Genomic DNA, 25,484 nt, shown 5'->3' on the forward strand with positions numbered 1-25,484 from the left:
CGGATACCAAGCGGTGACCGTTCGGCTATGACCTCGGACGCCGCGTGCGAAACGACTCGACGTGCGAGTTGACCGACTTATCCCACAATCGCCCGCGCTGCGCGCTCTGCGATGAGCATGACCGGCGCGTTCGTGTTGCCGGAAATGATGGTGGGCATAGCCGACGCATCGACCACTCGAAGGCCAGCGACGCGATACACGCGGCAGTCGGTGTCGAGCACCGTGGCGGCCGAATGCGGTCGCCCGTGGGCGTCAAAGCCTCCCATCGCGCAGGTACCCACCGGATGGAAAATAGTCGTACCGAGTTCACCGGCCGCCTTCTGCAGCTCTTCATCGCTCACCAGTTGCGGGCCGGGTAACAACTCCTGCGGGCGGTAGCGGGCCAGAGCAGGTGCCGCCATGATCTGCCGGGTCATCCGGAGGCCCCGCACGGCGATTTGACGATCGGCGTCAGTCGACAGGTAATTGCAGAAGATCTTCGGGTAGGTCAGGGGATCTGCACTGGCCATGCGCACATGGCCTCGCGAGCTGGGTCGCAGATTGCAGACCGACGGAGTGATCGCCCCGAAGGGGTGCAGCGGTTCGCCGAACTTCGGCAACGACAACGGCTGCACATGCCATTCCAGATCGGCACTTTCCAGCGCAGGGTCGCTCTTGGCGAAAGCTCCTAGCGTGGAAGGCGGCATCGTCATGGGCCCTGATCGCAACAGCAGATACTGAAGTCCCATGCCCGCACGGCTGATCCAGTTCCGATACAGCGTATTGACGGTCGGGGCGCCCCGCACCCGGTAGACCGTTCGAAGCTGCAGGTGATCCTGAAGGTTTTCTCCCACGCCCGGCAGATCGACGGCCACCGGCACTTGATGCTGGGCAAGCAGCCCGGCTGGGCCCAGACCCGAGACCTGCATCAGATGCGGTGAGCCAATAGCACCGGCGCTCAAGATCACCTCGTGGCGCGCTCGGACGTCGACGATGTGGCCGCCTTGGAGCAACCGCACACCGATGACGCGGCGCTGGGCCGTCGTCCAGGCACCGCGCCGCTGATCCTCCGGGACGTGGTCGTCCATCAGGAGCCGCAAGGCCTGGGTTTGCGTGTAGACGGTGAGATTCGGCCGGTTGGCGATGGGATGCAGGAAGGCATCGGCCATCGACCAGCGACGGCCACGCCGTTGGTTGACATGAAAGTACGCAGAGCCGGCGTTCAAGCCCCGGTTGAATTCATCGATCGGGGAGATGCCCACCTCGGCAGCGGCGGCCTGCCAGGCGTCCAAGATCTTCCAACGCACACGTGGCCGCTCGACCGGGATCTCACCACCGGTGCCGTGCCAGTCGTCGGCTCCGCCGAAGTAGTCCTCCAACTTTTTGTAGATCGCCAGTGTCTCGCCTGGACTGTCCGGGCCACCCCAAAGCCATCGCTCGTCACCGGTGGCCCGCGCCCACAGGTCGTAGTCGCTCGCCTGTCCGCGCATGTGGATCATGGCATTGATCGACGAGCAGCCTCCGATGACACGGCCCCGCGCGTAGTGAATGCTGCGCCCGGCCAGGCCGGGGTCGGGCTCGGTCGTGAAGCACCAGTCGGTGCGCGCGTTGGCGATTGTGTACAGATAGCCCACCGGCACCTTGATCCAGAACCAGTCGTCTTTGCCGCCGGCCTCTATCAAGAGGACACGGCGATCAGGGTTGGCGCTGAGCCGATTGGCGAGCAGGCAGCCTGCGCTGCCTGCTCCCACGATGATGAAGTCGAATTCGGCGACCGGGCTCATTCCGGTATCGGTCCTCCATAGCGTCGGATGCGAGTCCTAGTGTGCGCGATGACCACCACATCTCGTCGAGGAATGATTGGCCTTGACCCCTGCATGTTGTCTTCGACGCCTGAACATTGTTGTGGCACATGCAAAAACGGAGCCTTTTACGAGCAAATTCCTCCCGCGCGCTGAAGCGAAAGAGATCTTCCGTCATGATGGCAGCTCGACGGCGGCTCACACGGCTCGCCGCGCAGTACGGGAGCACGATTGTGTGCCGTGACCGTTAAGCATCGTTACCGCAATCGTGATCTCGCACTCGTATCTTTGGATACACGAGAAGGCCGAAGCTTTCGACCTTCCGACAACGCCTATCGGCGTCCGTAAGCCTGGGGGCTGTATGACCACCGCAATCGCCACGCACAACCCCGTCGACCAATACGCGGCCGACGGGCATGACGATGTCCTTTTGGCGGTTGCAAAAATGAACGCATTTGCCCGTCGAGGGGACACCGTTGTCGTCGAATTGAAGCCGCGCTGGCGACTCACGGAAGAAGCGATCGTGCGCGCGGCGATCACGGTGATTTTGGTGGCCCTTGTGGCGGTGATTGGCGTCGCCGCGGGTGCGATTTTGACAATGGGTTAGCAGCGGATACGGCTCGCCCGTCGGGCTTAGTAGTGCCTTCGCCAAAAGGCGAAAAGCGCGGCCACGACCACCCCCTCTGGCGTGTGCATCAGCACGTCGACGAGCTCGCCGGCGGCATCTCGGCGCCCGCGGCGCGGGGGACGTGCCCTCGATAGACAGCGGCCGGTCTGTCGACCAAGTAGGGGGAAACACGAGGGGATGAGCGGTGGTCGGCACGATGTAGCACCAGGTCAGGTCATTTCGCCAACTTGACATAATGTCGCTTATCGGCATAACTCAATGCCGAGCTCGACTGGACGTCGCTCCACATCCCGCCGCGCCGGCCTCATGCAAGGCTCCTCTATGGCTGATCCGGTTCGCGGCAGACGCCGGCTGCGACGGCCGGCGTTTTCGGCGGATTGTCGCGAGTTCCACAGTCAGCGGTCTGCCTGCCCATTACCCCGTCCGGGGCGATAACACCCCCAATACGTCACGGTGACGAATTGTCCTGCGGCAGGGCTTCTTGAAGCTCCGCCCATCCGAATCGACCGACGGCCGCTGCGTCCCCCGTGGGCCGAGCACATGTCGGAAGTGCCGCCTCCATTACGCACCCGGCAACAATGCGCGGCCAACATCTGGCGCCCATGCCCCGACCGTCCCGACGGCCCGAGCCCCTCCCTCCCGGGTATCGACAATACGTCACTGTGACGTATTGTGCTGGGCAGCAAGGCTTTTGGAACTACCCTGCAGTCGGCGCGATACACCGGTTGAGGCATTCCGCTCAAATCTGCGGCCCGGTTCGTCGCACCTTATTGAAAATCATTAGCATTACGGATACCGCCCGATCAGGCTGGAAGGACACGTGTGCGAGCGATCCCTGTGATTGTCTTGACGGGCCATCTTGGCGCCGGCAAGACGAGTCTCCTCAACCATGTACTTCGTACTCCGGGAGCGCGAATCGGCGTAATTATCAACGACTTCGGCGAACTCAATGTCGATGCCATGCTGGTGACCGGGCAAGTCGACGAGCCTGCCTCCATCGCCGGAGGCTGCATCTGCTGCCTGCCTGATGACGGCGGGATCGACGACGCATTGACCAAGCTCGCCGATCCCCGGCTCGAGCTGGATGCCGTCATCGTCGAAGCCAGCGGTCTAGCCGAACCTGTGGCAGTCGCCCGGATCATCGGCTTCAGCGAGGTCCCTGGCGTGCGGTTCGGCGGACTTGTCGATGTCATCGATGCCGCGACGCACTTCGACACCGTCGATGTCGGCCAAACGTCACCGGCTCGCTATGGCGTGGCCTCTCTCGTCGTCGTCAACAAACTTGATCAACTCCCCCGCGACGATCGCACTGCCACGGTCGAGCGGGTGGAACGACGCGTGCGAGAACGCAATCCACGTGCGACCGTCGTCGGAGCGATCGGCGGTCGAATCGACCCTGCACTGCTTTACGACGTAGCGGAAACGCGCGAGGAGCCGGGCCAGCTCTCATTGCGCGCACTGCTCGTCGATGCCACGACCGACTCGATGGCCCACGACCACGACAACTCGCACGCCGACTCGGTCACGGCGACAAGTGATGGCGAAATCGACCCGGGCGCGCTCATCGACTTGCTCGAAGACCCGCCGGCGGCGGCATACCGGCTCAAGGGCGTCGTGGCGGTGCGATACGGCACAGCCACGCACACGTATGCAGTCAATCTGGTCGGCACGGCGATTCACATTGCGATCGCACCACCCGGGATGTCAGCCAACTGTCTCGTTGCGATCGGGATAGGCCTCGACACCGATGCCGTGCGCGCCCGACTTGATGCCGCGCTGCGTCCATTCGCTGGGTCGGCGACTCTCGCCAATATTCACCGCCTCCGACGATATCGCCGACGCGACCTCTGACTGCTTCCGAGGTTCGATGGCACCTGGGGCCACGAAAAGGCAGGCACCCCAACACATTCCGTCACAGTGACGTATTGCCCTCTAGTGCGTGTGTGGCCGGCTAGCCGGTCGCAACGACCGACCCGGAGTTCCAGGGCGCCAAGCGCTCGGATGCGCCGTTCGACTCGGGAAGGTCGTCGCTGACATCCCAAGTCGCCGAGAGCCGCCCAACCCCAAGAGCGATTGCGCAGTGCAAGCCGAGTTCCACCAGCTGGTCCTCGCTGAAGTGCTCACGCAACTCGCCGTAGACCGCATCGTCGATGGCCAAGTGGTTGGTCGCGAACAACTCGGCGAAACGAAGAGCCGATCGCTCGGCGTCCGAAAGATTGTCCGCGTCGGCTGGCCGTTCCAGTGAGCAGACCGCATCCTCGTCGAGGCCGTCGTCGATGGCGCTTTGGTAGCGGACCGCGATGCAGCTGCGGCATTGGTTGAAAAATGCGATACGCAGCCGCACCAGTTCGAGAAGCCGAGGCGACAGACTCCCGCTGGCGCGCAGCGCCGCGGTCAATGCGCCCAGTGCCTCGGCCGCCGCAGGAAGGCGGCTCACGATGGAGGCAACGCCGAGATTGATCCGATCTCCTTGACCGAGATCTTCAGTCGGCACCGCGGCGAAGGCTGTGGAAGGTGCGATTCGTGTCAATTCACGGTCTCCTATACAAGGCACGACGAGTCTCGGCCCCCTGCAGTATCACCCCGGCTAATTAGCCTGGGAAGGGCCTCCCGTCGAATCGCTCCGAGGTGACGAAATCAGCGACCGGGCGCCGTCGCAACTTCGTCACTTGGCGCACGGGTTTGCCCAACGGCACCAGCGCGGCGATCGCGTATGAGTCGGGTATGCCGAGAAGGTCTTTCGCCCGCTGCTCCTCGGCGACAACCATGGTGGTCAGTACTCCGCCGTAGCCTTCGTTGCGCGCGGCCAGCAAGACGTTCCACACAAATGGATACACCGAAGCGCCGGGCACCACCGCGATGCGATCGAGGTCCTGATCGGTAGCGGCGACGACGGCGAGGTTCAGACAGATCGCCAACACCGCCGGCGCCTCACGAAACGGAGCCGACATCTGCGCAGGAACCTGCGCAGCCTCGATCGCGGACGCGTCTAAACTCGTCGGCTGCAACGGATTCCACGGTGACTCGCCATGGGCAAGCTGTGCCGCATAGCGGCGGGCAGCCGGAAGCCCAAGATCCGCCAACGCCGACCGGGTCTCCTGATCGCGCAACACGATAACGCGCACACCCTGCCGGTTACCGCCGGTGGGCGCGAAGCGGGCGTTATCGAGGATGCGCCCGAGAACGTCGTCGGGAAGCGGGTCGTCGGTGAATTCGCGCACGGCCGGGGTAGAACGCATCACGTCGTACAACTCCATGACCACCATGGTGCCGCAGCGGCGACATCGGTGTTCAGGCCGCGTCGTGAAAAATCAAACCCAGCGTGTAGCGCTGGCCGGAGCGAACCGCGGAAACGCCGTGGCGAACTGGGGCCGCCGACCAACCTCGCGTCGATCGAACCGGCCGGTCCCTGGTGGTGAAGACGTAGCCGTGTCCTTGCGGCAACGTCGTGACCGTGCCCCGTGACTGAGCCCGGGCTCGCTGCTCGACGAGCAGGAACTCGCCTCCGGTGTGCGCCACGCCGGGCTCATTGAGATTGATGACGACCTGCAGCGGAAAGATGCAGTCTCCGTACAGGTCTCGGTGCAGGGCGTTCCAGTCGCCCGGCCCGTACTTGAGCATCAGGGCGGTGGGTTTCGTTTGCGCGGCGCGATGGCACATTTCGAGCCATTCGTCGAGGGCCTCGGGCCATGGGGCTTCGCGGCCGAGCTTCGTCCACCAGTCGCGGGCGATCGGCAGCAGCCGAGGATAGAGCGCTTGCTTCAGGTCTTCGATCGGGCGCGGATAGGGCCGTTTGAAGTAGCGATACTCGCCTTGCCCGTAGCGGTGCCGGCCCATGTCGACGATGGCGCGAAACAACCTGTCGTCGGGATACAAATCGATCATCGACGCACACTCGGCGGGGGTGATCAGCTCCGGGAGCAGTGCACCGCCGACGTCGTTCATGTCGGCGGTGACCGCTTCCCAGTCCGCGGCATCGACGCGCTCACGCCATGTCGATGGCATCAGAACAGTCTGCCAGCCACCGTGGGCGCCGGCTCTTCCAGCTCCAGCAGGAATCGTTTGCGCTTCAGCCCGCCCGCGTAACCGGTTAGCGCGCGGTCCTTTCCGACCACCCGGTGGCAGGCAACGACGATGCTGAGCGGATTGCGTCCCACGGCTTGGCCTACTTCGTAGGCGGTGGTGCCGTCAGCCAGTTCGGCGGCCAGCTCACCGTACGTCTTCGTTCGGCCGTAGCCGATGTCGGCGAGCAGATCCCAGATTCGCTGCCGGCGCGGGTCGCCCACCAACGCGATTGGCAGATCGAAATGTGTGCGCTCTCCAGCGAGGTACTCGCGCAACTGCTCGCCGGTGCGGCGGAAGAGTTCATCGGCGGCCGGCTCGACGTGCGCGCCGAGGGCGGCTGCGGTGGGCGGATGCCAGTGATGCCGGAAATACACACCCGTCAAAGTGTCACCGTCGGCGACCAGGGTCAGCTCGCCCAGCTGGCTACCGATCACCGTGTGTCGTGCGGTCATCGTTCAACCTCCTTTATTGGTAGACGGCGACCGGTCGGAAAGCGTGAGATGGGGATTCGAATTGTTTTCTCACATTCCGCAATGTGCCGACGTCTTCAGAGCAGGAGCAGGAGGACATCGCCAAGGTGAATGCCGACCAGGACGTCAAGCCGCCGTTCGAGGCTGTCGTGGCACAGCACGGTGCCACGGTGCTGCGGGTTGTGCGCGCCGTGGTCGGCCACAGCGACGGCGACGACGCCTGGTCAGACACGTTCCTGGCGGCCTTGAAGGCCTATCCACAATTGCCGGCCGACGCCAACGTCGAGGCGTGGCTGGTGACGATCGCGCACCGTAAAGCCATCGACATCACCCGCGCGGCGTCACGGCGGCCCGTCCCGGTCGCCGATACCCCCGACTCCCCCGCCAGGGAACGGGCCGACGGCCACGATCTCGACCTGGACGCGGCCGTGTTCGCGCTGCCGCCCAAGCAGCGCCAGGCGGTGGCCTACCGCTATCTGGCGGGCCTGCCCTACTCCGAGATCGCGACGATCCTCGACAACAGCGTTGCCGCTGCCCGACGGGCCGCAGCCGATGGCATCGCCACCCTGCGGCGCACATATCCCCGTATCGACATCGCAAAGGAACGATCATGACCTCGACCGACCTCGCCCGCCACTACCCCGTCGACCCGGATCATCTGAAGCGCCTGCACGCCCGTCTGGAATCCGACGCCCAGGCCGGAGACCTACTCGACATCGCCTATCGCACAGTGGACTCCGCCGTCGGGCCGCTGCTGCTGGCTGCCACCCCGCGCGGACTGGTTCGGGTGGCTTTCGCAAACGAGGACCGCGACGGTGTGCTCTCGGCACTGTCCCAGCGGATCAGTCCGCGGATGCTTGAGGCGCCCACGCGGCTGGATCCGATCGCACGACAGCTCGACGAATACTTCAGCGGCGCCCGGCACCGCTTCGACGTTGCGCTGGACTGGTCGCTGTCCCGCGGGTTTCGGCGGACCGTGCTCGAACACCTCAATACCGACATCGGTTATGGCGCTACGGCCAGCTATGCAGCGCTGGCGCAACTGGCCGGCTCCCCCAAGGCGGTACGCGCCGTCGGCACCGCATGTGCGACCAACCCGATCCCCATCGTCGTGCCGTGCCATCGGGTGATCCGATCCGATGGAGCCGTCGGCGCCTACCGCGGCGGGCCTGTGGCCAAGCGGGTGCTGCTCGACCTCGAGCGGGCAAGATGACGATGGAAGGGCCCGCGCGCAACCGGGTCTCACCGCTGGGCGAGATCATTGCCGTGTCCGGTCGCGGTGCCTGGATGGGCAACCGCGGGCGTCTGCACCACGGCCTCGGCACCCGCGACATCGTTCGCAGCTATCAGCACAAGACCTGGATCACGTGTGTGCTGTCGTTCCGGGGCCGCCGGGTGGCCCAGTGGGACCCCAACCGCTACACGCCGCTGTTCTTCCTCGACGAGGCCGTGGCGCTGGCTGCGGGACATCGCCCGTGTGGTGAATGCCGACACCACGCCTATCAGAACTATCGGTCGTTGTGGTCTGAAACACACGACGGGACAACAGTTTACGCGAAGCATATGGACGCTCAGCTGCACCGTGAGCGGATCGACAGGGCCGGCCATCGGGCCCCATGGGGCGGTCTACCCGACGGAGTATTTGTCGCTACCGACTTTGGTCCGGCCGTCACCGTCGGCGACCATCTCACGGTCTGGGGCCGAGACAACGTCTATCGGGACAAGCTGTCACGCCCTGGGGCCGGCGTGGCCACGGTGCTCACCCCGCCGTCCACGGTGCGGATTTTGCGCGCCGGATACCCCGTTCAAATCGGTGACGCTGCCCGGTAATCCGCGGTATTGACATCGCGCCCGCTGTGTATGGTCAAACTGGCCTGTCGGCGCAAGGGAACAGAGAACACCCATGGCACGCACACTGCCCGAGAACGCCTTCACCGCGCGACAGGCTGTGGATCCCGATCTGCGTTCCGCGGCTCGCATTCTGCCCCGGGGATATGCCCTGCATCGCGGCTACAAGGTTCAGCGGGCCATCATGCAGCTCCTCGGCAACGCCGGCCGGCTCCGCGACGTACCGGTGATCGCGGTCGACGAACACGTCAAGGTTCGCATGCATCGACCGGCCGGCCTCCCCGACCGGGCTCCCGCGCTGCTCTGGATCCATGGCGGCGGCACCATCATGGGGACCGCCGTCCAGGACGACAAGTTCTGCCGCAAGCTATCTCGTCTGACCGGCGTCGCGATTGCAGCCGTCGAACACCGCCTGGCTCCCGAGCATCCGTACCCGATACCGCTCGAAGACTGTTATGCGGCGCTGCTCTGGCTGGCCCGCCAGCCATGGGTCGACTCCGAGCGAATCGCCGTCGGCGGGGCAAGTGCCGGTGGACATTTCGCGGCGGCGGTGGCACAACGGGCGCACGATCGCGGCGAAGTCAGGCTTGCCTATCAGATGCTGGTGTACCCCATGCTTGACGATCGCACCGGTGCAGACCGTGATGGCCCGAAGCGCCTCATGTGGACCGAAACCGACAATCAGCTGGCCTGGCAGTGGTACCTCAACGGAGCAGACCCCGCCGAGGCCGCACCGGGGCGTCGCCACGATCTGTCTGGGCTACCACCGGCATGGATCGGGGTCGGGACGTTGGACCTGTACTACCAGGAGTGCCTCGACTACAGCCGGCGTCTGCGCGAGGCGGGCGTGCCCGTCCACGAGGAGATCGCCCCTGGCGCGTTCCACGCGTTCGACCACATCGTGGACAAGGCGCCGATCTCGGTGAAGTTCTTCGCCAGCCAGCGCGACCACTTATGGGCCGCCCTGGCCGCGCCGGCGGACGATCCCCTGAGCTAAGCGCGTCGCTTTACGTGCTATTTGACTGCAAAGTGTGCAGTTCGTGCAACTATGGGGGGTATGGCCAACCCAGTGGGGCTGCGCGAGCGGCGTCGCCGCGAGACCAGCGCAGACATCCGCGACGCCGCGGTGCGCCTGACGCTCGAACGCGGCTTCGACAAGGTGACCATTGACGAAATCTGTGTAGAAGCCGGAATTTCGACCCGTACGTTCTTCAACTACTTCCCCAACAAAGAGTCCGCGATTGCCTACGGCCCCTCGGACATCCCCCCCGAATTGGTGGCGGATTTCGTCGCGGCCGGGCCCGCCCCTTACTCGGTCGTGCTGGCAGAGCTGATCACCCTGGCCGCGCATCATCTCCGCGACGTGCCCCCACCACGCGAACACGCTGCCCACATGCTCGAACTCGCAAAAACCTCCCCCGCGGTGTTGGCGGCGTTCCTTGCCGATCTCGAGCGGTTTCAACATCAGTTGACCGACATCATCGTCCGCCGTCAGGACATGAAGCCGGACGATGAAATGGCCGCGCTGATCTCCGCACTGGCATTGACTGCGGTGCGCTCCGGATTGGAGAAGTGGGCAAGTGGCGAGGCGGAGGATCCCGACGGCACGCCGATGCCCTACGTCGAGCGGGCCGCCGCGCTGGTCAACAGCATCTTTACGAAGTGATCTGAAACACCGCGAGCAAACGTTGCATACTGTGCAAGATATGCACATCATGTACTATGCGCTGGTGGCGGTGTTCGGGGACGCTTCCGCAATGCGAGGCACGGGTCAGTATCGGGAACGACCGCCGGCGCGCGCAGTCGGCTACGTCTATACGTGACGATCGGGCTCGCGAGTCACATCAATGGCCGAAATTCGCTGCGCGCGACGCGGGCGATGGCCACACCACGGTGGCGAGAAAAGGAATCAGGTAGTTGCTGCGATCAAAGATTCTGCGCAACGCATGGCTGCCGCTGTTGATCGTGGCGGTCGTGGTGGTCGGCGGCTTCGCCGTGGCCCGGGTCAAGTCGTTCTTCGGCGCCCAGGACACCGGCGTCATGACAAGCCCACGGCTCGATGATTCCAAGCCGTTCAAGCCCAAGGTCGTCAAATACGAAGTCTTCGGCTCCGCAAGTCACGCCAACGTGAACTACTTGGATCTGTCCGCCGACCCGAAGCGGATCGACGGAGCGCCGCTGCCGTGGACGTTGGTCCTCACCACGACCGCCCCCTCAGTCTTCCCCAACCTCTCGGCACAAAGCGACGGTGACTACCTCGGTTGCCGCATCACCATCGATGACGAAGTCAAGGACGAGAAAATAACCAACGGCGTGCATGCCCTGACATTCTGCTTGGTGAAATCAGCATGAGCACCACGTTCAACGACACCAAAACCGACGCCATCTCGATCGCCAAAGACAAAGAGCGGCAATCGATCCCGCGTTTCATCCGGAAATTCGCGATACCCATCATTGTGGGCTGGATCGCGCTCATCGCGGTGCTCAGTATCCTCGTCCCCGACCTCGACGAGGTCGGCAAGATGCGTTCGGTGTCGATGGCCCCCGACGATGCGCAATCGGTGGTCGCGACGAAGCGTATGGGCGCGGTGTTCAACGAGTACAAGTCCAACAGCTCGGTGATGATCGTTCTGGAGGGTCAAAATCCACTGGGCGCCGATACCCACGCCTATTACGACCAGCTCGTCAAGAAGCTCGACACCGACACCAAACACGTTGAGCATGTTCAGGATATGTGGAGCGACCCACTGACCGGGGCCGGCGCACAGAGCAACGATGGCAAGGCCGCGTACGTCCAGGTCTACCTCGCAGGTAACCAGGGCGAAGCCTTGGCCAACGAATCGGTCGAGTCCGTCCAAAACATCGTCAAGAGCGTGCCCACGCCCAACGGGGTCAAGGCCTACGTCACCGGACCTGCTGCGCTGTCAGCCGATCAGCACATGGCCGGTGACCGCAGTGTGCAAGTCATCACCATGTGCACCTTCACCGTGATCATCGCGATGCTGCTGTTGGTCTACCGATCGATCATCACGTTATTGCTGACGCTGGTGATGGTGGTGTTCGAGCTGTCGGCCGCGCGCGGCATGGTCGCATTCCTGGGCTACTACAAGATCATCGGGCTCTCGACGTTCGCCACGAACTTGTTGGTCACATTGGCGATCGCGGCCGCCACGGACTATGCGATCTTCTTGATTGGCCGATATCAGGAGGCCCGGTCTATCGGCCACTCCCGAGAAGACGCCTATTACGACATGTTCGGGGGCACCGCACATGTGGTGCTCGGCTCTGGATTGACCATTGCCGGCGCGACCTTCTGCTTGCACTTCACCAACCTGCCGTATTTCCAGACACTGGGTATTCCGTTGGCCATCGGCATGGTGGTCGTGGTGGCGGCAGCATTGACGCTCGGTCCCGCGGTCATCTCAATAGCGACGCGCTTCGGTAAGACACTCGAACCCAGGAGAACACAACGTATTCGCGGGTGGCGCAAGGTCGGCGCCGCCGTGGTCAGATGGCCCGGCCCGATCCTGGTCATGACGATCGGGGTGGCACTTGTCGGCTTGCTGACCCTGCCCGGATACCGGACCAACTACAACGACCGCAATTATCTGCCCACCGATTTACCCGCGAACGAGGGTTACGCTGCCGCGGATCGGCACTTCTCGCAGGCGCGGATGAATCCCGAAGTGCTGATGATCGAAAGCGATCACGATCTGCGCAACTCCGCGGACTTCCTGGTCATCGACAAAATCGCCAAGACGGTTTTCCGGGTGCCGGGAATCGGTCGCGTGCAAGCCATCACCCGGCCCGAGGGCACGCCGATTGAGCACACCTCGATCCCATTTCAGATCAGCATGCAGGGCGTCAGCCAGCAGATGAACCAGAAGTACCAAGAAGATCAGATGGCCGACATGCTCAAACAGGCCGACATGATGCAGACGACCATCGACAGCATGGAAAAGATGTCTAGCATCACCGTCCAGATGGCCAACGATATGCATCAGATGGTCAAGAAGATGCATGACATGACCATCGACATCAACGAATTACGAGACCACATGGCCGATTTCGAGGACTTCTTCCGGCCGTTCCGCAGCTACCTCTACTGGGAAAAGCACTGCTTTGACATCCCGGCATGCTGGTCCATTCGTTCCGTGTTCGACGGCCTCGACGGTATCGACACGATGACCGATGACATCGAGAGTCTGCTGCCCATCATGGATCATCTCGACACCCTGATGCCTCAGATGGTGGCGCTAATGCCCAGCATGATCGAGAACATGAAGGCCATGAAAACGACGATGCTGACCATGTATTCGACCCAGAAGGGTCTGCAGGATCAGCAGAACGAGGCGCAGAAGAACTCGAACGCCATGGGCAAGGCATTCGACGCATCCAAGAACGACGACTCGTTCTACCTGCCCCCGGAAACCTTCAACAACGCCGAGTTCAAGAAGGGGATGAAGAATTTCATCTCCCCCGACGGCCATGCCGTGCGCTTCATCATCAGCCATGACGGCGATCCGATGTCACAAGAGGGCATTTCGCACATCGCCGCCATCAAAAAGGCCGCTTACGAGGCGCTCAAGGGCACGCCGATGGAGGGCTCGAAAATCTACCTCGCGGGTACCGCGGCAATTTACAAAGACCTCAGTGACGGCAACACCTACGACCTTCTGATCGCCGGAATCGCGTCGCTGTGTCTGATTTTCATCATCATGCTGATCATCACCCGAGGCGTGGTGGCGTCGGCGGTCATCGTGGGAACCGTTTTGCTCTCGCTGGGCGCGTCCTTCGGACTTTCGGTGCTGATCTGGCAGCACATCATCGGCATTGAGCTGCACTGGATGGTGCTCGCGATGTCGGTCATCATCCTGCTCGCCGTCGGTGCCGACTACAACTTGCTACTGGTGGCGCGGTTCAAAGAGGAGATCCACGCCGGCTTGAACACCGGAATCATCCGGTCGATGGGCGGCACCGGTTCGGTGGTCACATCGGCGGGATTGGTCTTCGCCTTCACGATGATGACCATGGCTGTCAGCGAGCTGACCGTCATCGGTCAGGTGGGTACCACGATCGGCCTCGGCCTGCTGTTCGACACCCTGATCGTCCGGTCGCTGATGACGCCATCCATCGCCGCGCTGTTGGGTAAGTGGTTCTGGTGGCCGCAGCGAGTGCGGCAACGCCCGGTTCCTTCGCCATGGCCTAATCCAAATGAGAAGCAGGCCAGGGAATCCGAATCGGTGACTGCCGCTACGTGACCCACTCCGGCTGCTCATTGGTTTCGACCGCAGAAAAGTCCTTGTGCCCCAGGCCCGCGGTGGTGCCGCCGTCGACCACGAACTCCGACCCGGTGGAATAGCTGGACTCGTCGCTGGCGAGATAGACCACGAGGCTGGAGACCTCCCTGGGTTCGGCGGCCCGGCCCAGTGCGCTCTGGAAGATGTCGTCGGGAACCCAATCGGTCATTGGGGTCTTGATCAGCCCGGGATGGATTGAGTTCACCCGTATTCCGCTGGGACCCAGTTCCAGCGCGGCCGATTTCGTCAGCCCCCGGACGGCGAATTTGGTTGCGGTATAGCCGTGACAGGCGATGGTGCCGGCCATGCCTTCGATCGAAGAGATATTGATAATCGAGCCGCGCCCCGCTTCCTTCATCGGTTTCACCACGGCGCGGATGCCGAGGAACACGCCCGTCAAATTGATGTCGAGGATCCGATGCCACTCGGAAAGCGCGTAGTCCTCTAAAGTGCCGATGTTGATGATGCCTGCGTTGTTCACCAGCACGTCGATGCCGCCGAACTCGCTGACGGCGGTGGCCACAGCCGCATCCCAATCCTCGGGTTTGGTCACGTCGAGGTGCAGATAGCGAGCCGCATCGCCGACTTCGGCCGCTACCGCCTTGCCTTCGTCGTCAAGGATGTCGCCGAACACCACCTTGGCGCCCTCGGCCACGAGCATTCGCACGTGCGAGGCACCCATCCCCCGCGCACCCCCACTGATCAGTGCGACCTTTCCCGCCAATCGTTCTGCCATCGCATTTCTCCTGTCGTGTCGGTGCGTTCGCCGGATCTGAATCGACGATCGTCCAGTTACCCTGGCTCAACGTCACCATACATATGCGCGCGGATGTATGACGCGATACTCGTCGGTAGTAGGCGCCCCTCCGGGGAGGTACGGCACATCGTCGCCTTCGGAGCCACTCGCGCGAGTCGTCATCGGCTCCCGGGAAGTCCGATATCCTTCCGAGCAACACCACGCCGATGATCCGCGGATGAGGGATGACGGCGCATCGCTTCGCTACGTTCGCGTGCATACTGTTGAGCCGCAATCCAAGTCGGATGTGACTGAAGGACAATTACTTTAGCCTCGACAACCTGCGCCACAATTCGCTGCTCCTCTCACGGCAAAATGGCTAAAGTGCCGTGCTCACAGCTTCATTCCAGCAGTTCGCGGAACACGCTGATAGGGACTGAAGTCGCTAACGGTAAGGACCTTCGTCGGCTCTGCCATGGTTCGCGTCAGGCACGTGCTTTGCGTCGACGCGGGCGGCTGGCCGCAACGAGCTGCGCAACCCCATCCTCGATTCCCGCGGCTAATGCCTCGATGTCGGGCGCGGTGTCGTAGTCGGCGGTAATGCCGAACACGAATTTGTCGGCGTAGCTGAGCATCGCGACGGCGGTGCGTAGATGAAGAGCGATCGGCGGTATCGGCAGGACTTCCAGCACCTGCCGACCCATCAGTTTCTGCCCATCCCGCGGGCCGGGAACGTTGGTCGCCACGGCGACCACCGCCTTTTGGGGCAACCGGGTCAGCAAACGAATGGCCCACGCCGAGAACGCGAACGGGATGCTTTTGGCCGCCGAAACCGCTGCACTACCACTTTCGCGTTGACCGCTGGCCTTGGCCTGGGTGAGCCGGTCGTGCACCAGGTGCAGCTGCTGCACCGGGTCCGCCTCGTCGACCGGCAGTAACGGCAGCATCGCCGAGACACGGTTGTCGGCGCTGTTGAAGTGGTTCGTGGCGCGGACCGAAACCGGAACGAGGGTCCGCAGCGAGTTGCGGCCGGGATGCTCACCGCGGTCCAGCAAGATCTTGCGGTAACTGTCGGTAATCGCGGCGAGGGCCACGTCGTTGAGCGTCACGTCGAACGCCCGAGCAACCTCCTGTAGGTCGGCCAACAGAACCCGGGCCGCGCTATAGCGTCGCATCGTCGTAACGGGTCCGGTCAGCGACGATTCCGGCGCCGCGCTGAGCAGACTGGCCGTCAGTTCGGCCGCCCCCACAGCCATGTGTTCGGCTGCGGCCGCCGCGGCAAACGCACTGCGCCCAATTCCGCTCACCCAGCTCAACGGGTTCAAGCTCACCTTCGGCAGACCCAGCCCGTGCCGGACCGGCTCCTTGGCTGCACGAATGTCGGTGGCGAAGCTCTCACCGCCGCCGCCGTCGCTGAACTTCGCCAGCATCTGCGTTGTCGCGATGCCGTCGGCCATGCAGTGGTGAACCTTGGTCAGCACCGCCCACCGGTCGTCGCTCAGCCCCTCCATGATCCAGCAGTCCCATAACGGGCGCTCGCGATCGAGCCGCCGCTCCATCACAGTCGCGACCATCTCAAACAATGCGTCGTCGTCGCCCGGATGCGGCAGGGCGATACGGTGCAGGTGCCGCGAGATGTCGAAGTGTGGGTCATCCACCCATTCGGGTGAGCCGAGATCGAGCGGATGCGTCCGCAGGATCTGGCTACAGCGCGGAATCGTCGGTGCCCGTTCGGCGAAGGTCGAGACGAACTCCTCGTAGCTTGGAGCGGGCCCTTCCATAATCGAAACGCTGCCGATCGCCAAACTCACATGCGGATCGGAGTCTTCGACCTCGAGGAAAGTAGCATCGAGGGCACTTAAATGCTCCATTACGACACTGTCCTCCCGGTTGTCACTCCACCGTGAGAGTCGAAAGTCCTAATGGTGGGTGGCGGCTGGCGGTACAAGGCGGCACCGGCGGTGATGCCCGCACCGGCGGCGACGAACAGAACCTGCGCGCCCACCGGCAGGCGATCGGCCTCCCGCTCGAAGGCCGCCGCCAGCGCGGCTGTGTGCATCCGCTGATCGTCAGCGACGCTGATCTTGTCGATCGGCACCCCAAGCCGGCTGCTCAACGCGGTGCGGTATTCGTGCCGCGCAGGTGCGGCGACGATCATGTCGACGTCGGAAAGCGGGACCGATTGTGCATCCAGGCATGCGTGCGCCGCCTCTGCGGCCGCCGCGGCGAATCGCTCATCCATCACGGCTGACTGATTGAACCGAAGGACGTTACGTGCATCGGCGTATCCGACTGTCGCAGAAAATATCTCGTCACCATCTGCCGCATCGTTGGCGTTCACCCAGGACACGCCGCTAAGACCGTAGCTGTCATCAGTCCATCCGCACAGCAACGCTGCGCCGGTGGCCGAAAACGGAAAGTGCTCGCTCATGCCATGGCCAGGATCGGCATCACTGGCCACGACAAGCGCGCGGCGGATGCTGTGCGTTCGCAGGAATCCGTCGACGATCTGCAGCGCAGTAAGTACTCCGCAGGCGCCATTGGCGATGTCGAAAGAGAAAGTGCCGTGAGCGTCGGCATGCGGATCCTCGGGGTTGGCTCCGATGTCATCCTGGATAAGCGCGGCCAGCGCAGGCTCTCCCAAATTGCGGTCGCGGTAAATCCCGGCATTGACTACAAGATCCAATTCGTTCGGATCGCATCCGGCGCGCTGCAGACAGTCCTTGGCGGCACTGACCGCAAGGCGCAGCGCGCTGTGCCGGTCACGCCACCGCGGGTGCGCGATGTCGGCTCGTTCAATGACTGTTCCCATAACGGCTCACCAAATCCTCATCCACGGTCAGTAAGACCACGCCGATCTCAAGTCCCGAAGCCAACGCAAGCAGCGCGATCCTTTCGCCGGCCTCGATTCGTCCCGCCTCGAGCTCCTCGACGAGGGCCACCGTGTGGGTCGTCGATGCCGTATTGCCGTACCGGTCGACGGTGATCACGGCGTCGTGCCGGGGACTGTCGCCGAACGACTCCGACATTCGGGCCATTCCTTTGCGGATAGCGCGTGCTGAAGTCTGGTGGGTGATCACATGGTCGATGTCATGAATCGAAATACCAACGGTGTCAAGTACTTCGTGCAGTAGCAGCGGAGTGTTGGCGATCGCGGCCTTCTGGATGGCACGGGAATTGGTGAACATCCGCGCACCCGGATCGTGGCCTTTTGGATAGGCCAAGCAGAGCCGGCTGTAATCGGCGACCGTGGTGAACCCGGCGAGGGTGATTCCCGCTGAGCCGGCGGGCGCGCGCTCCAGCAGAAGTGCCGCGCCGGCGTCACCGAGGGTCAGGCACGCCAGCTCTTTGCTCATGATGTTGCGGATGTGGCGGGCCGCGTTGTGGCCAAGTTGGGAAATGTACTCTCCGCTCACCACCAGTCCGCGCTCGACAATGCCCTGCCGGATCCAATTGTTCAAAATCGTTACCCCGGTGAGCATCCCGGCGCACGCATTCGACACATCGAAAGTCATTGCCTGGGGCGCCCCAATCCCGCGGGCCACAGCGCTGCTCATCGAGGGCTCGAGCCATTGGGTAAGGCCGCCGCGGAGTTTCGTGATGCTGCAGCTGATAACCACGTCAAGCGACGCCGGATCCTGTTGCGCAGTGGTGAGACAGTTCAGCGCCGCCGAGGTGGCAAGGGTGTAAGAATCCTCGTCGCCCACCGAAACCCGGCGCTCTCGGATCCCGGTCAGTCGTTCCAGATCGATGTGAGTGCGATGGCGGGTGGTCGCCATCAATTCCTCTGTCGTGAGATGCGTTTCGGGCAGGTGGCGGCCGGCACCTGCCAACCGGGCGATAAATGGCGCCGGATCCCCTTCTCCAGCGGTCTCCATCACAAGCCAATGTCGCGTCATCGGCGATACCTCCCTTCGGCGTCAGCTGGCCAATCGCGAATCTCGAGGACTTCGGTCAACGAATGACTGGCAGTACCAGCGATGTGCGGGTCGGTTGCCGGTGTTTGCCGATTCGGATCAGCAGTTACGGCTGGACGGAATTTCCAGTCGCCTGCCTGACGATGCCGCGACCGGGCGCGGAGGTGATCAAGCGCCTTCCCTGCCATGTCACCACCTCGCCATTGAGTCCGTGACGTCGACACTAGGGATTTCGCATCGCTTGCTGACAGTGCCGTTGGTCCTTAAACCATCGAGGCGTTGGACTCCATCAGCAAGCCGAATCAGAATCGAGCGCTGGTGTGCACGCCGGGCGCGTAGATCGTTCGACGCCACACGGCATGCGCCCGCTGGAAGTTGTGCTCGAGCGGCCGGGAAGTCTCCAATGGGTACGCGGTTTCCCAGGCGCTCTGTTGGCGCGCCAGCGATGCCGCGATTTCCGGGGTCACGTCGGAATTGCCCGGCCGACGGGTCAGTATTCTGTCGGCAGCCGTATCGATGCTTGTGACGCACACGAGTTCCGCCACCGCCGAGAACGTTTCCGTCGCGAGCAGATGGGCGTGAGCACGGACCTGCGGATCCCGCCAGGTGCCGTCGAGGATGACTGATTGGCCATAGCCGAGTAGCACACGCGCCCGGTCCAGGGCTACCTCGTAGACCCGCCTGACGTTCGTGGGGTGGTACAGACCCCCATTCAAAACTCCCGGGTCTCCGGCGATGAGACCCAATTCTCGTAGCTCCTGGCGTACGTCATCGGTTGAGATCACTTGCGCTCCCACGCCTTCAGCGAGCGCGTGCGCAACGGTCGATTTTCCGGAGCCGGGATTCCCACCGATGAGCGCGATACGCACGCTACCGTGTTCCAGATGCTCGGTCGCAATGGCCAAGTGACGGCTCGCATCTTTGGCGGCATCCAATTTGCCTTGTGACAGCCGGACACAGTCGACCTTCGCCCTTACGACGGCGCGATAGGCGATATAGAAATCCCACAACGACGACGGTGCCCTGTCACCCGAGTGGACGATGTAGCGTTGGACGAAATAGTCGGCAAAGTCTTTGCGGCCCAAGAACTCCAGATCCATCGCCAAGAACGCCGCGTCATCAATGCGGTCGATATGGCGCAGTTTGTCGTCGAACTCCAGGCAGTCGAGCAATGCCGGCTGGCCGTCAGCCCAAAAAATGTCGTCGGCGAGCAGATCGCCATGGCCGTCGACGATGCATCCGTCTTCGATCCGGCGGGCGAACAACGGCGCTCGACCCGAAACGAATTCGGCGGCAAGGCGCTGTATGCACGCGAGGGACTGAAAGGATACCTCTGAAAATGGCTTGCCCACATAGCTGTTCAGATCCGAAAGGTTCTCGCGCCAGCGTCCGTCGACCGCACGGACCTTGCCCTCGGCACTGATCTGAGGGCTTCGCTCGGCACGTTCGTGAAAACGCGCCAGCACACCGGCAATGGTGTCCAGAACTTCGTGAACGGATTCGTCAGGGCCGCAGGCTATCAAGGATGCTAAGCGGTCGCCGTCCCGGTAGCGCCGCATGACGACAATCGGTTCGGCCGGCCCTCCGGACGGGTCGCTGAGATGGGCGACCCCAAGATAGCTGTCAGAAGCTAGACGGCTGTTCAGCTCGACTTCTCGCAGGCACGCGCGTTCGCGCTGCGCTCGCGTACGGAAATCCAGGAAGTTGGTCAACACCGGCTTCTTTGCTTTGTAAGCCCGGTCGCCAACCAGTACCACCACACCCGTGTGGGTCTCACGAACATCGATGTAGGGCAACGCAACTGCCGCCGGCGCTCCATTGGGCCGGTCAGCGGCAATCGTGACGTTCATGGCTCTACATTCCTGTCGATGCGAAGATCAGGAGTGGTCTTAGGACGGGCGCGCCACAATCACCGGCTGGTGAATGGAGTGGACAACCGCGTTGCTGACCGAACCCAGCACCGCGCCGGCCAAACCGCCTCGGCCGTGGCTGCCTACAACAACCAGCTGGGCCGACTCCGACTGCTCGATCAGCTGCCGGGCTGGTCGGTCGCGAACGACAAGCCGCTGCACCGCGACATCGGGGAAGCGTTCTTGCCAGCCCGCAAGGCATTCAGCCAGATTTCGCTCCGCCTCCGCCTTGACTGCCACCCAGTCATATCCGGGAAATTCGAAGAATTCGATATCGCTCCACGCGTGCAGGGCTATCAGTTCGACACCACGCCGTGACGCCTCGTCGAAAGCAATGGCGGTGGCCAGCTCCGATGCCGGCGACCCGTCAATTCCCACCAGCACGGGAGAATGCGAAGGGATCGAAGTATCGGCGCGAATGACCGCGACCGGGCACTTCGCACCATGCATCACGCCTGAACTCACCGAACCGAGCAAAACCCGTTCCATCGCGCCGCGCCCGTTGGAGCCAACGACGACCATCTCCGCGTCTTCCGACATTTCGATCAGCGTTGGCACCGCGGCCGAAGGCTTCACTTCGCTGGTGATTGTGAGCTTCCGATCTGCTTGCACGGTGTCCTGGGCGATCTTGACCGCCTGCTCGAGAGCCTGGCGCCCGTCGTCCAGCTGCCATAGCCCAGCTCCACTCGGCATCGGTATCTGCGGGACGGTCGGAACGAATGTGTTGAACATGTGCACCAGGGTCAATGGGATGTTTCGCAGCGCCGCATCACGCGCCGCCCAGACCACGGCGGCATTCGAGGCAGCCGATCCATCAATACCGACGACGATCCCGTAACGCTTCTCAAATCCCGTCACTTCGTCCTCCTCCAGTCACCGAAAACGCTATTGCCTGCGTGCTCGTCGATCATGAGGCTTTAGTCCCCATCTACGTGCCGGCAGACGGCCGCGCGACGATCACCGGCATACGGACCCCGTGAATGACTGCATTGCTGACCGAGCCCAGCACCGCGCCGGCTAAACCGCCTCGGCCGTGGCTGCCCACGACAACCAGCTGAGCCGACTCCGACTGCTCGATCAGCTGCCGGGCCGGCTGGTCGCATACGACGAGTCGGTGCACCGTGACGTCGGGATAGCGTTCTTGCCAGCCCGCCAGACGCTCAGCCAAATTCCGCTCGGCTTCGGCCCGCACCACGGGCCACTCCGGCTTAGGGAGCTCCAACAACCCGATGTCGCTCCAGGCGTGCACTGCGGTCAGTTCGACACCGCGCCGGGACGCTTCGTCGAACGCGATGGCTATCGCAAGCTCCGAAGCGGGCGAGCCATCGATTCCGACCACCACAGGAGCGTGAAGAGGGTTGGGCATCAACGGATCTTCGTCACGGATGACCGCGACCGGGCACCGCGCACCGCGCACAACGCCGGAACTGACCGAACCCAGGAATGCCCGGGCGACAGCTCCGCGCCCATTACTGCCCACGACGACCATCTCCGCCGCTTCGGACAATTCGACCAGCGTCGGCACCGGGGGTGCAAACCTCAGCTCACATGCGATATCGATGTCGCGGTAGATCTTTGCGGCATCTTGAGCGATCTTGACCGCTTCCTCGAGACTGCGACGGCCATAGTCTTCCTGCCACAGCGCAGTATCTGCGGTAAGCGGCATCGGTGGCCACGCCGGCGCAGCCGGGTTCACCATGTGGAACAAGCTCAGCGGAATACGGCGCAGCGCCGCGTCACGCGCTGCCCAGCAAACGGCGAAATTCGACGCGGGCGATCCGTCGACCCCGACGACGATGCCATAACGCTTCTCGGACGCTGACATTTTTTCTCCTTCTCCTCACCAAGAACGCTAGGGCCCAAACCCTGATCAGTCATGAGACTTTCGTCCCCAACCCCATAGACGACAGACCTTCATCCTGTGGGTGGGCTTGACCCGCTGAAACACCCACGACCAGGTGACCATTGCCGACCAAAGGTGGGCCGAACGGCCCTGCTGGAAATCCAGCGACGCTCATAACGTTTCGGGTTGAACAAGATTCCCGCTAGCGCAGCTTTCGATCGGAGAATGCAATGAATCGTCCGCAATCATCGCAGCGGGTCGTTGTCGGTATCGATGGCTCAGACGCAGCGATCAATGCGGCCAAATGGGCGGTGAGCGAAGCCATCAGCCGGGACGTTCCGCTGCGGCTGGTTCACGCGATCCCCGAACGGCGGCCGGACGGAGCCGCGAGCGATGACAGCCTAGATATCGAATACGGTGAAACAGCGCTGCTCGCCGCCTGCACCGCGGTCAACGCAATGGGCAAGCAAGTCAAAGTCGAAACCGACCTGGTGCACGGATCGCCCGCGAGCGCGTTGATCGACGAATCCGCCTACGCGGCAACGGTTTGCATAGGGTCCGTCGGGATCGGACAGCTCTCGCGCAGAGTAATCGGCTCGACGGCCACTACCGTCGCTGAGAAGGCGCGTTGTCCGGTGGCGATTATTCGCCACAACCGCGACGGCGGAGATCCTCGCTCCGGTTGGGTTGCCGTCGTCATCGATGATTCACCCGGTAACGACGCTGTGCTTGAGCACGGTTTCCGGGAAGCGCGACTACGCGACGCGCCGATGTTGGCGATGGGAGTCTGGCGCTGGGGCTTGGGCGAAATCCCATACCGCCAACTGGATCACCGGCTCGGCCGGTGGGTATCCGAGTACCGGGAGGTACATGTCCTTCCGGCTGCCGCACGAAGCGGAGCGGCTGAATTCCTCTCCAGCACAGAGGAAACCGTCCAACTCGCGGTGGTGGACAGCTCGGCTGCCAACGACGTCGCCCGCATGATCGGCCCCATCAATTCCCACTTTGGACGCGGCGGATGCTCGGTGCTCGTCGTGCGCACATGACGAGTCGATCGTCAGTGTGGATCTAACGGACCTTCGCGTTCGGGCATCGCAGCTACCAGAGGTGTGTCGACGCCGAGCCGACCTACGTCGGCAGCGCCGCCCGGGCAGCCCAGTGGCGTGCTACGGCCCGGGAGTGGGCGGCTGAAAAAGGCGGCATTGTCGTCCAAGTGCTGTAACTGGTCGGCGGGCAGATCTCCCTCCCAGTAAATCGCTTCCATGCGGCAAGCCGGCTTGCATGCACCGCAGTCCACACATTCATCGGGATTGATGTACATCGCCCGGGCACCCTCATAGATGCAGTCGACGGGGCACTCCTGAACACAGGACTTATCCAGCACATCGACACAGTCGGCGCCGATCACATACGTCATGATTCCAAGGTAGCGAGTCACTATCGGGTTGACGCTCGGCATAAGGCCCCGACTTTAGGGACCAAAGACCCTCCCGCACAATGCCATATCGCTAGTCACCGCGGACAACGATCACCGGAATTTTTGCCGATTGCGCAACATGAGAGCCAACCGAGCCCAGAAGCATGCCGGCAAAACCCCCGCGACCGTGGCTGCCGACCACCACCAGTTGGGCGTGCTCCGATTCCTTCAGCAGCCACCGAGACGGCTGGTCACAGCAGAGCACTCGTTTCACGTGCACATCCGGATACTGTTCGCGCCAACCGGCGAGGCGTTCGGCGAGGATCTCCTGCCCTTTGGCCTCGCTGTCCCGCCAGTCCATTCCGAGCATCGGAAACACCCCAACGTCACTCCACGCGTGCAGTGCCACCAACTCAACACCTCTTCGCGAGGCTTCATCAAAGGCCAAAGCGGTCGCTACTTCCGAGGCGGGCGAACCGTCGATGCCCAGTAGCACAGGCGCATGGGAATCAGGCGCCGCGTCAGCATCGGAATGAATGACCGCGACCGGGCAGTGGGCGTGGTGGAGCAGCGCCGTGGTGACCGAGCCCAGCAGCCGACCCAACGCGCCAAAGCCCTCCCCGCCCACTACTACCATCCGGGCGTCTTTGGATGCCTCGATCAGCGCCGGCACAACGTTGGAATAGACCATCTCGGTGCATATTTCGGGTGAATCAGAATCGCCCAGGCTGGCGCTGAGCGTTTTTTGGGCCTGGTCGATAACCTGCTGCCCGGCCTCTTTCTGCCAGTCCGGCATTTCGTCGTACAGTCGCCCCACCGGCCAGCCGACAACTATCGGAGCGATCGCATGCATCAACGTGATAGGTGTGTGGCGCATGCCGGCCTCCCGGGCCGCCCAAGCCACCGCAGCGTCAGATGCCGCCGATCCGTCGACGCAGACCAATATTCCGCGTTTCTTTGTGGTTTCTGACATTTCGTGCTCCTTGCTATGAAATCGCGTTCGCGGCCGACGGCAATTCGTCGAGGACGTCGGGTAGCTCGACCTCGACGTGGCGAACTGATCCGTAATACGTTGGCTTACAACACCAGCCGAGATCGAACAACATCGTGAGCATGAGATGGTTCTCGCTCAGGACATCGGCTACGAACCGTCCGATTCCGTCAGCCCGTGCGACGTTCGCGAGGTGTTTGAGCAAGGCTGTTCCCACGCCGAGCGAATGATCTTCATGCGCGACGGTGACTGCGATTTCAGCAACTTTCGGGTCGTCGCCGACGACGATGTAGTGTGCCACGCCGATCAATCGATCCGCGTCGAATGCGCCGAGAGAGTAGCGATCCCGCGCATGCTCGATGAGTTTCTTAACGAGTTCGTCGAGATCGATGTGGTTCAGCGTGAAGAAGCGGAAGTACCGATCGTAGTCGGTGAGGTGTTGATGAAGCGCGAATGTCGCCTCGGTGTCCTCGACGCTGAGGCGACGCAACGAGACAATCCGCCCGTCCAGCAGTTGAGCCGTGGCGGAGTATTCCGCCAATTGATGGCCCATAAGCGCTCCTCAAGCTCGGTCAGGA

The 25,484-nt window shown here is 62.8% G+C and carries 25 protein-coding genes; 10 read left to right on the plus strand and 15 right to left on the minus strand.

Annotation, left to right across the window (positions count from 1 at the left end):
* Positions 1 to 77: 77 nt before the first annotated feature.
* Entirely contained in the window at positions 78 to 1,763 is a 1,686-nt protein-coding gene (locus tag ACZY0B_RS08180) for a GMC family oxidoreductase (protein WP_463763576.1), read from the minus strand.
* Between the two features lie 379 nt (positions 1,764 to 2,142).
* Here ACZY0B_RS08180 and ACZY0B_RS08185 point away from each other — a divergent pair, with 379 nt between their 5' ends.
* On the plus strand, positions 2,143 to 2,388 hold the full coding sequence (locus tag ACZY0B_RS08185) for a hypothetical protein (RefSeq protein ID WP_463763577.1): 246 nt from the start codon (positions 2,143 to 2,145) through the stop codon (positions 2,386 to 2,388).
* An 843-nt stretch (positions 2,389 to 3,231) separates the two neighbouring features.
* Positions 3,232 to 4,260, plus strand: a complete 1,029-nt coding sequence (locus ACZY0B_RS08190; protein WP_463763578.1) for a CobW family GTP-binding protein — start codon at positions 3,232 to 3,234, stop codon at positions 4,258 to 4,260.
* Between the two features lie 100 nt (positions 4,261 to 4,360).
* Here ACZY0B_RS08190 and ACZY0B_RS08195 read toward each other — a convergent pair whose 3' ends face one another.
* From ACZY0B_RS08195 to ACZY0B_RS08210, 4 genes are all read right to left on the minus strand, one after another.
* On the minus strand, positions 4,361 to 4,903 hold the full coding sequence (locus tag ACZY0B_RS08195; protein WP_463763579.1) for a carboxymuconolactone decarboxylase family protein: 543 nt from the start codon (positions 4,901 to 4,903) through the stop codon (positions 4,361 to 4,363).
* Between the two features lie 97 nt (positions 4,904 to 5,000).
* Entirely contained in the window at positions 5,001 to 5,666 is a 666-nt protein-coding gene (locus tag ACZY0B_RS08200) for a nitroreductase family protein (protein ID WP_463763580.1), read from the minus strand.
* Between the two features lie 34 nt (positions 5,667 to 5,700).
* On the minus strand, positions 5,701 to 6,414 hold the full coding sequence (locus ACZY0B_RS08205; protein WP_463763581.1) for a 2OG-Fe(II) oxygenase: 714 nt from the start codon (positions 6,412 to 6,414) through the stop codon (positions 5,701 to 5,703).
* Positions 6,414 to 6,926 carry a methylated-DNA--[protein]-cysteine S-methyltransferase gene (locus ACZY0B_RS08210; protein WP_463763582.1) on the minus strand — a complete coding sequence of 171 codons (513 nt, stop codon included), beginning with the start codon at positions 6,924 to 6,926 and terminating at the stop codon, positions 6,414 to 6,416. Before ACZY0B_RS08210 ends, ACZY0B_RS08205 begins: the two co-directional genes overlap by 1 nt.
* 125 nt (positions 6,927 to 7,051) lie before the next feature.
* On the opposite strand from ACZY0B_RS08210, the gene ACZY0B_RS08215 reads away from it, so the two are divergent.
* The 7 genes from ACZY0B_RS08215 (at position 7,052) to ACZY0B_RS08245 (ending at position 14,053) form a co-directional block, all read left to right on the plus strand.
* On the plus strand, positions 7,052 to 7,558 hold the full coding sequence (locus ACZY0B_RS08215) for an RNA polymerase sigma factor (protein WP_463763730.1): 507 nt from the start codon (positions 7,052 to 7,054) through the stop codon (positions 7,556 to 7,558).
* Positions 7,555 to 8,157 (plus strand): methylated-DNA--[protein]-cysteine S-methyltransferase, encoded by a 603-nt coding sequence (locus tag ACZY0B_RS08220; protein WP_463763583.1) that lies wholly within the window; start codon positions 7,555 to 7,557, stop codon positions 8,155 to 8,157. Before ACZY0B_RS08215 ends, ACZY0B_RS08220 begins: the two co-directional genes overlap by 4 nt.
* A complete protein-coding gene (locus ACZY0B_RS08225) occupies positions 8,154 to 8,774 on the plus strand; it encodes a hypothetical protein (RefSeq protein ID WP_463763584.1) in 621 nt (206 codons plus the stop codon). The genes ACZY0B_RS08220 and ACZY0B_RS08225 overlap by 4 nt, the downstream gene beginning before the upstream one ends.
* 73 nt (positions 8,775 to 8,847) lie before the next feature.
* Positions 8,848 to 9,789 (plus strand): alpha/beta hydrolase, encoded by a 942-nt coding sequence (locus ACZY0B_RS08230; RefSeq protein WP_463763585.1) that lies wholly within the window; start codon positions 8,848 to 8,850, stop codon positions 9,787 to 9,789.
* A 60-nt stretch (positions 9,790 to 9,849) separates the two neighbouring features.
* Positions 9,850 to 10,458 carry a TetR family transcriptional regulator gene (locus ACZY0B_RS08235; RefSeq protein WP_463763586.1) on the plus strand — a complete coding sequence of 203 codons (609 nt, stop codon included), beginning with the start codon at positions 9,850 to 9,852 and terminating at the stop codon, positions 10,456 to 10,458.
* A 269-nt stretch (positions 10,459 to 10,727) separates the two neighbouring features.
* Positions 10,728 to 11,144 carry an MmpS family transport accessory protein gene (locus ACZY0B_RS08240; protein WP_463763731.1) on the plus strand — a complete coding sequence of 139 codons (417 nt, stop codon included), beginning with the start codon at positions 10,728 to 10,730 and terminating at the stop codon, positions 11,142 to 11,144.
* Complete coding sequence (locus ACZY0B_RS08245) at positions 11,141 to 14,053, plus strand: MMPL/RND family transporter (protein WP_463763587.1); 2,913 nt, start codon at positions 11,141 to 11,143, stop codon at positions 14,051 to 14,053. The genes ACZY0B_RS08240 and ACZY0B_RS08245 overlap by 4 nt, the downstream gene beginning before the upstream one ends.
* On the opposite strand, the gene ACZY0B_RS08250 is transcribed toward ACZY0B_RS08245, so the two are convergent.
* The 7 genes from ACZY0B_RS08250 to ACZY0B_RS08280 form a co-directional block, all read right to left on the minus strand.
* Positions 14,046 to 14,828: an SDR family oxidoreductase gene (locus tag ACZY0B_RS08250; RefSeq protein WP_463763588.1), complete on the minus strand. Its 783-nt coding sequence runs from the start codon at positions 14,826 to 14,828 to the stop codon at positions 14,046 to 14,048. The genes ACZY0B_RS08245 and ACZY0B_RS08250 overlap by 8 nt on opposite strands.
* Before the next feature lie 485 nt (positions 14,829 to 15,313).
* On the minus strand, positions 15,314 to 16,699 hold the full coding sequence (locus ACZY0B_RS08255; protein WP_463763589.1) for a WS/DGAT/MGAT family O-acyltransferase: 1,386 nt from the start codon (positions 16,697 to 16,699) through the stop codon (positions 15,314 to 15,316).
* A complete protein-coding gene (locus ACZY0B_RS08260) occupies positions 16,699 to 17,640 on the minus strand; it encodes a 3-oxoacyl-[acyl-carrier-protein] synthase III C-terminal domain-containing protein (protein ID WP_463763590.1) in 942 nt (313 codons plus the stop codon). Before ACZY0B_RS08260 ends, ACZY0B_RS08255 begins: the two co-directional genes overlap by 1 nt.
* Positions 17,624 to 18,727 (minus strand): 3-oxoacyl-ACP synthase III family protein, encoded by a 1,104-nt coding sequence (locus tag ACZY0B_RS08265; RefSeq protein ID WP_463763591.1) that lies wholly within the window; start codon positions 18,725 to 18,727, stop codon positions 17,624 to 17,626. The genes ACZY0B_RS08260 and ACZY0B_RS08265 overlap by 17 nt, the downstream gene beginning before the upstream one ends.
* A gap of 320 nt (positions 18,728 to 19,047) precedes the next feature.
* The gene (locus ACZY0B_RS08270; RefSeq protein WP_463763592.1) at positions 19,048 to 20,595 is read right to left on the minus strand and encodes a bifunctional aminoglycoside phosphotransferase/ATP-binding protein; all 1,548 of its coding nucleotides are present in this window, start codon (positions 20,593 to 20,595) and stop codon (positions 19,048 to 19,050) included.
* Positions 20,596 to 20,634: 39 nt separating this feature from the next.
* A complete protein-coding gene (locus tag ACZY0B_RS08275; protein ID WP_463763593.1) occupies positions 20,635 to 21,513 on the minus strand; it encodes a universal stress protein in 879 nt (292 codons plus the stop codon).
* Positions 21,514 to 21,583: 70 nt separating this feature from the next.
* Entirely contained in the window at positions 21,584 to 22,480 is an 897-nt protein-coding gene (locus ACZY0B_RS08280) for a universal stress protein (RefSeq protein ID WP_463763594.1), read from the minus strand.
* Positions 22,481 to 22,728: 248 nt separating this feature from the next.
* On the opposite strand from ACZY0B_RS08280, the gene ACZY0B_RS08285 reads away from it, so the two are divergent.
* Positions 22,729 to 23,544: a universal stress protein gene (locus ACZY0B_RS08285; protein ID WP_463763595.1), complete on the plus strand. Its 816-nt coding sequence runs from the start codon at positions 22,729 to 22,731 to the stop codon at positions 23,542 to 23,544.
* An 11-nt stretch (positions 23,545 to 23,555) separates the two neighbouring features.
* Here the strand turns inward: ACZY0B_RS08285 and fdxA are convergent, their stop codons facing one another.
* The 3 genes from fdxA to ACZY0B_RS08300 form a co-directional block, all read right to left on the minus strand.
* Positions 23,556 to 23,915, minus strand: a complete 360-nt coding sequence (gene fdxA, locus ACZY0B_RS08290; protein WP_463763596.1) for a ferredoxin — start codon at positions 23,913 to 23,915, stop codon at positions 23,556 to 23,558.
* Between the two features lie 91 nt (positions 23,916 to 24,006).
* Positions 24,007 to 24,888 carry a universal stress protein gene (locus ACZY0B_RS08295; protein ID WP_463763597.1) on the minus strand — a complete coding sequence of 294 codons (882 nt, stop codon included), beginning with the start codon at positions 24,886 to 24,888 and terminating at the stop codon, positions 24,007 to 24,009.
* 13 nt (positions 24,889 to 24,901) lie between these two features.
* Positions 24,902 to 25,459 (minus strand): GNAT family N-acetyltransferase, encoded by a 558-nt coding sequence (locus ACZY0B_RS08300; RefSeq protein ID WP_463763598.1) that lies wholly within the window; start codon positions 25,457 to 25,459, stop codon positions 24,902 to 24,904.
* Between the last annotated feature and the right edge of the window lie 25 nt (positions 25,460 to 25,484).

Source organism: Mycobacterium sp. IDUB_19 (genome assembly GCF_055419445.1).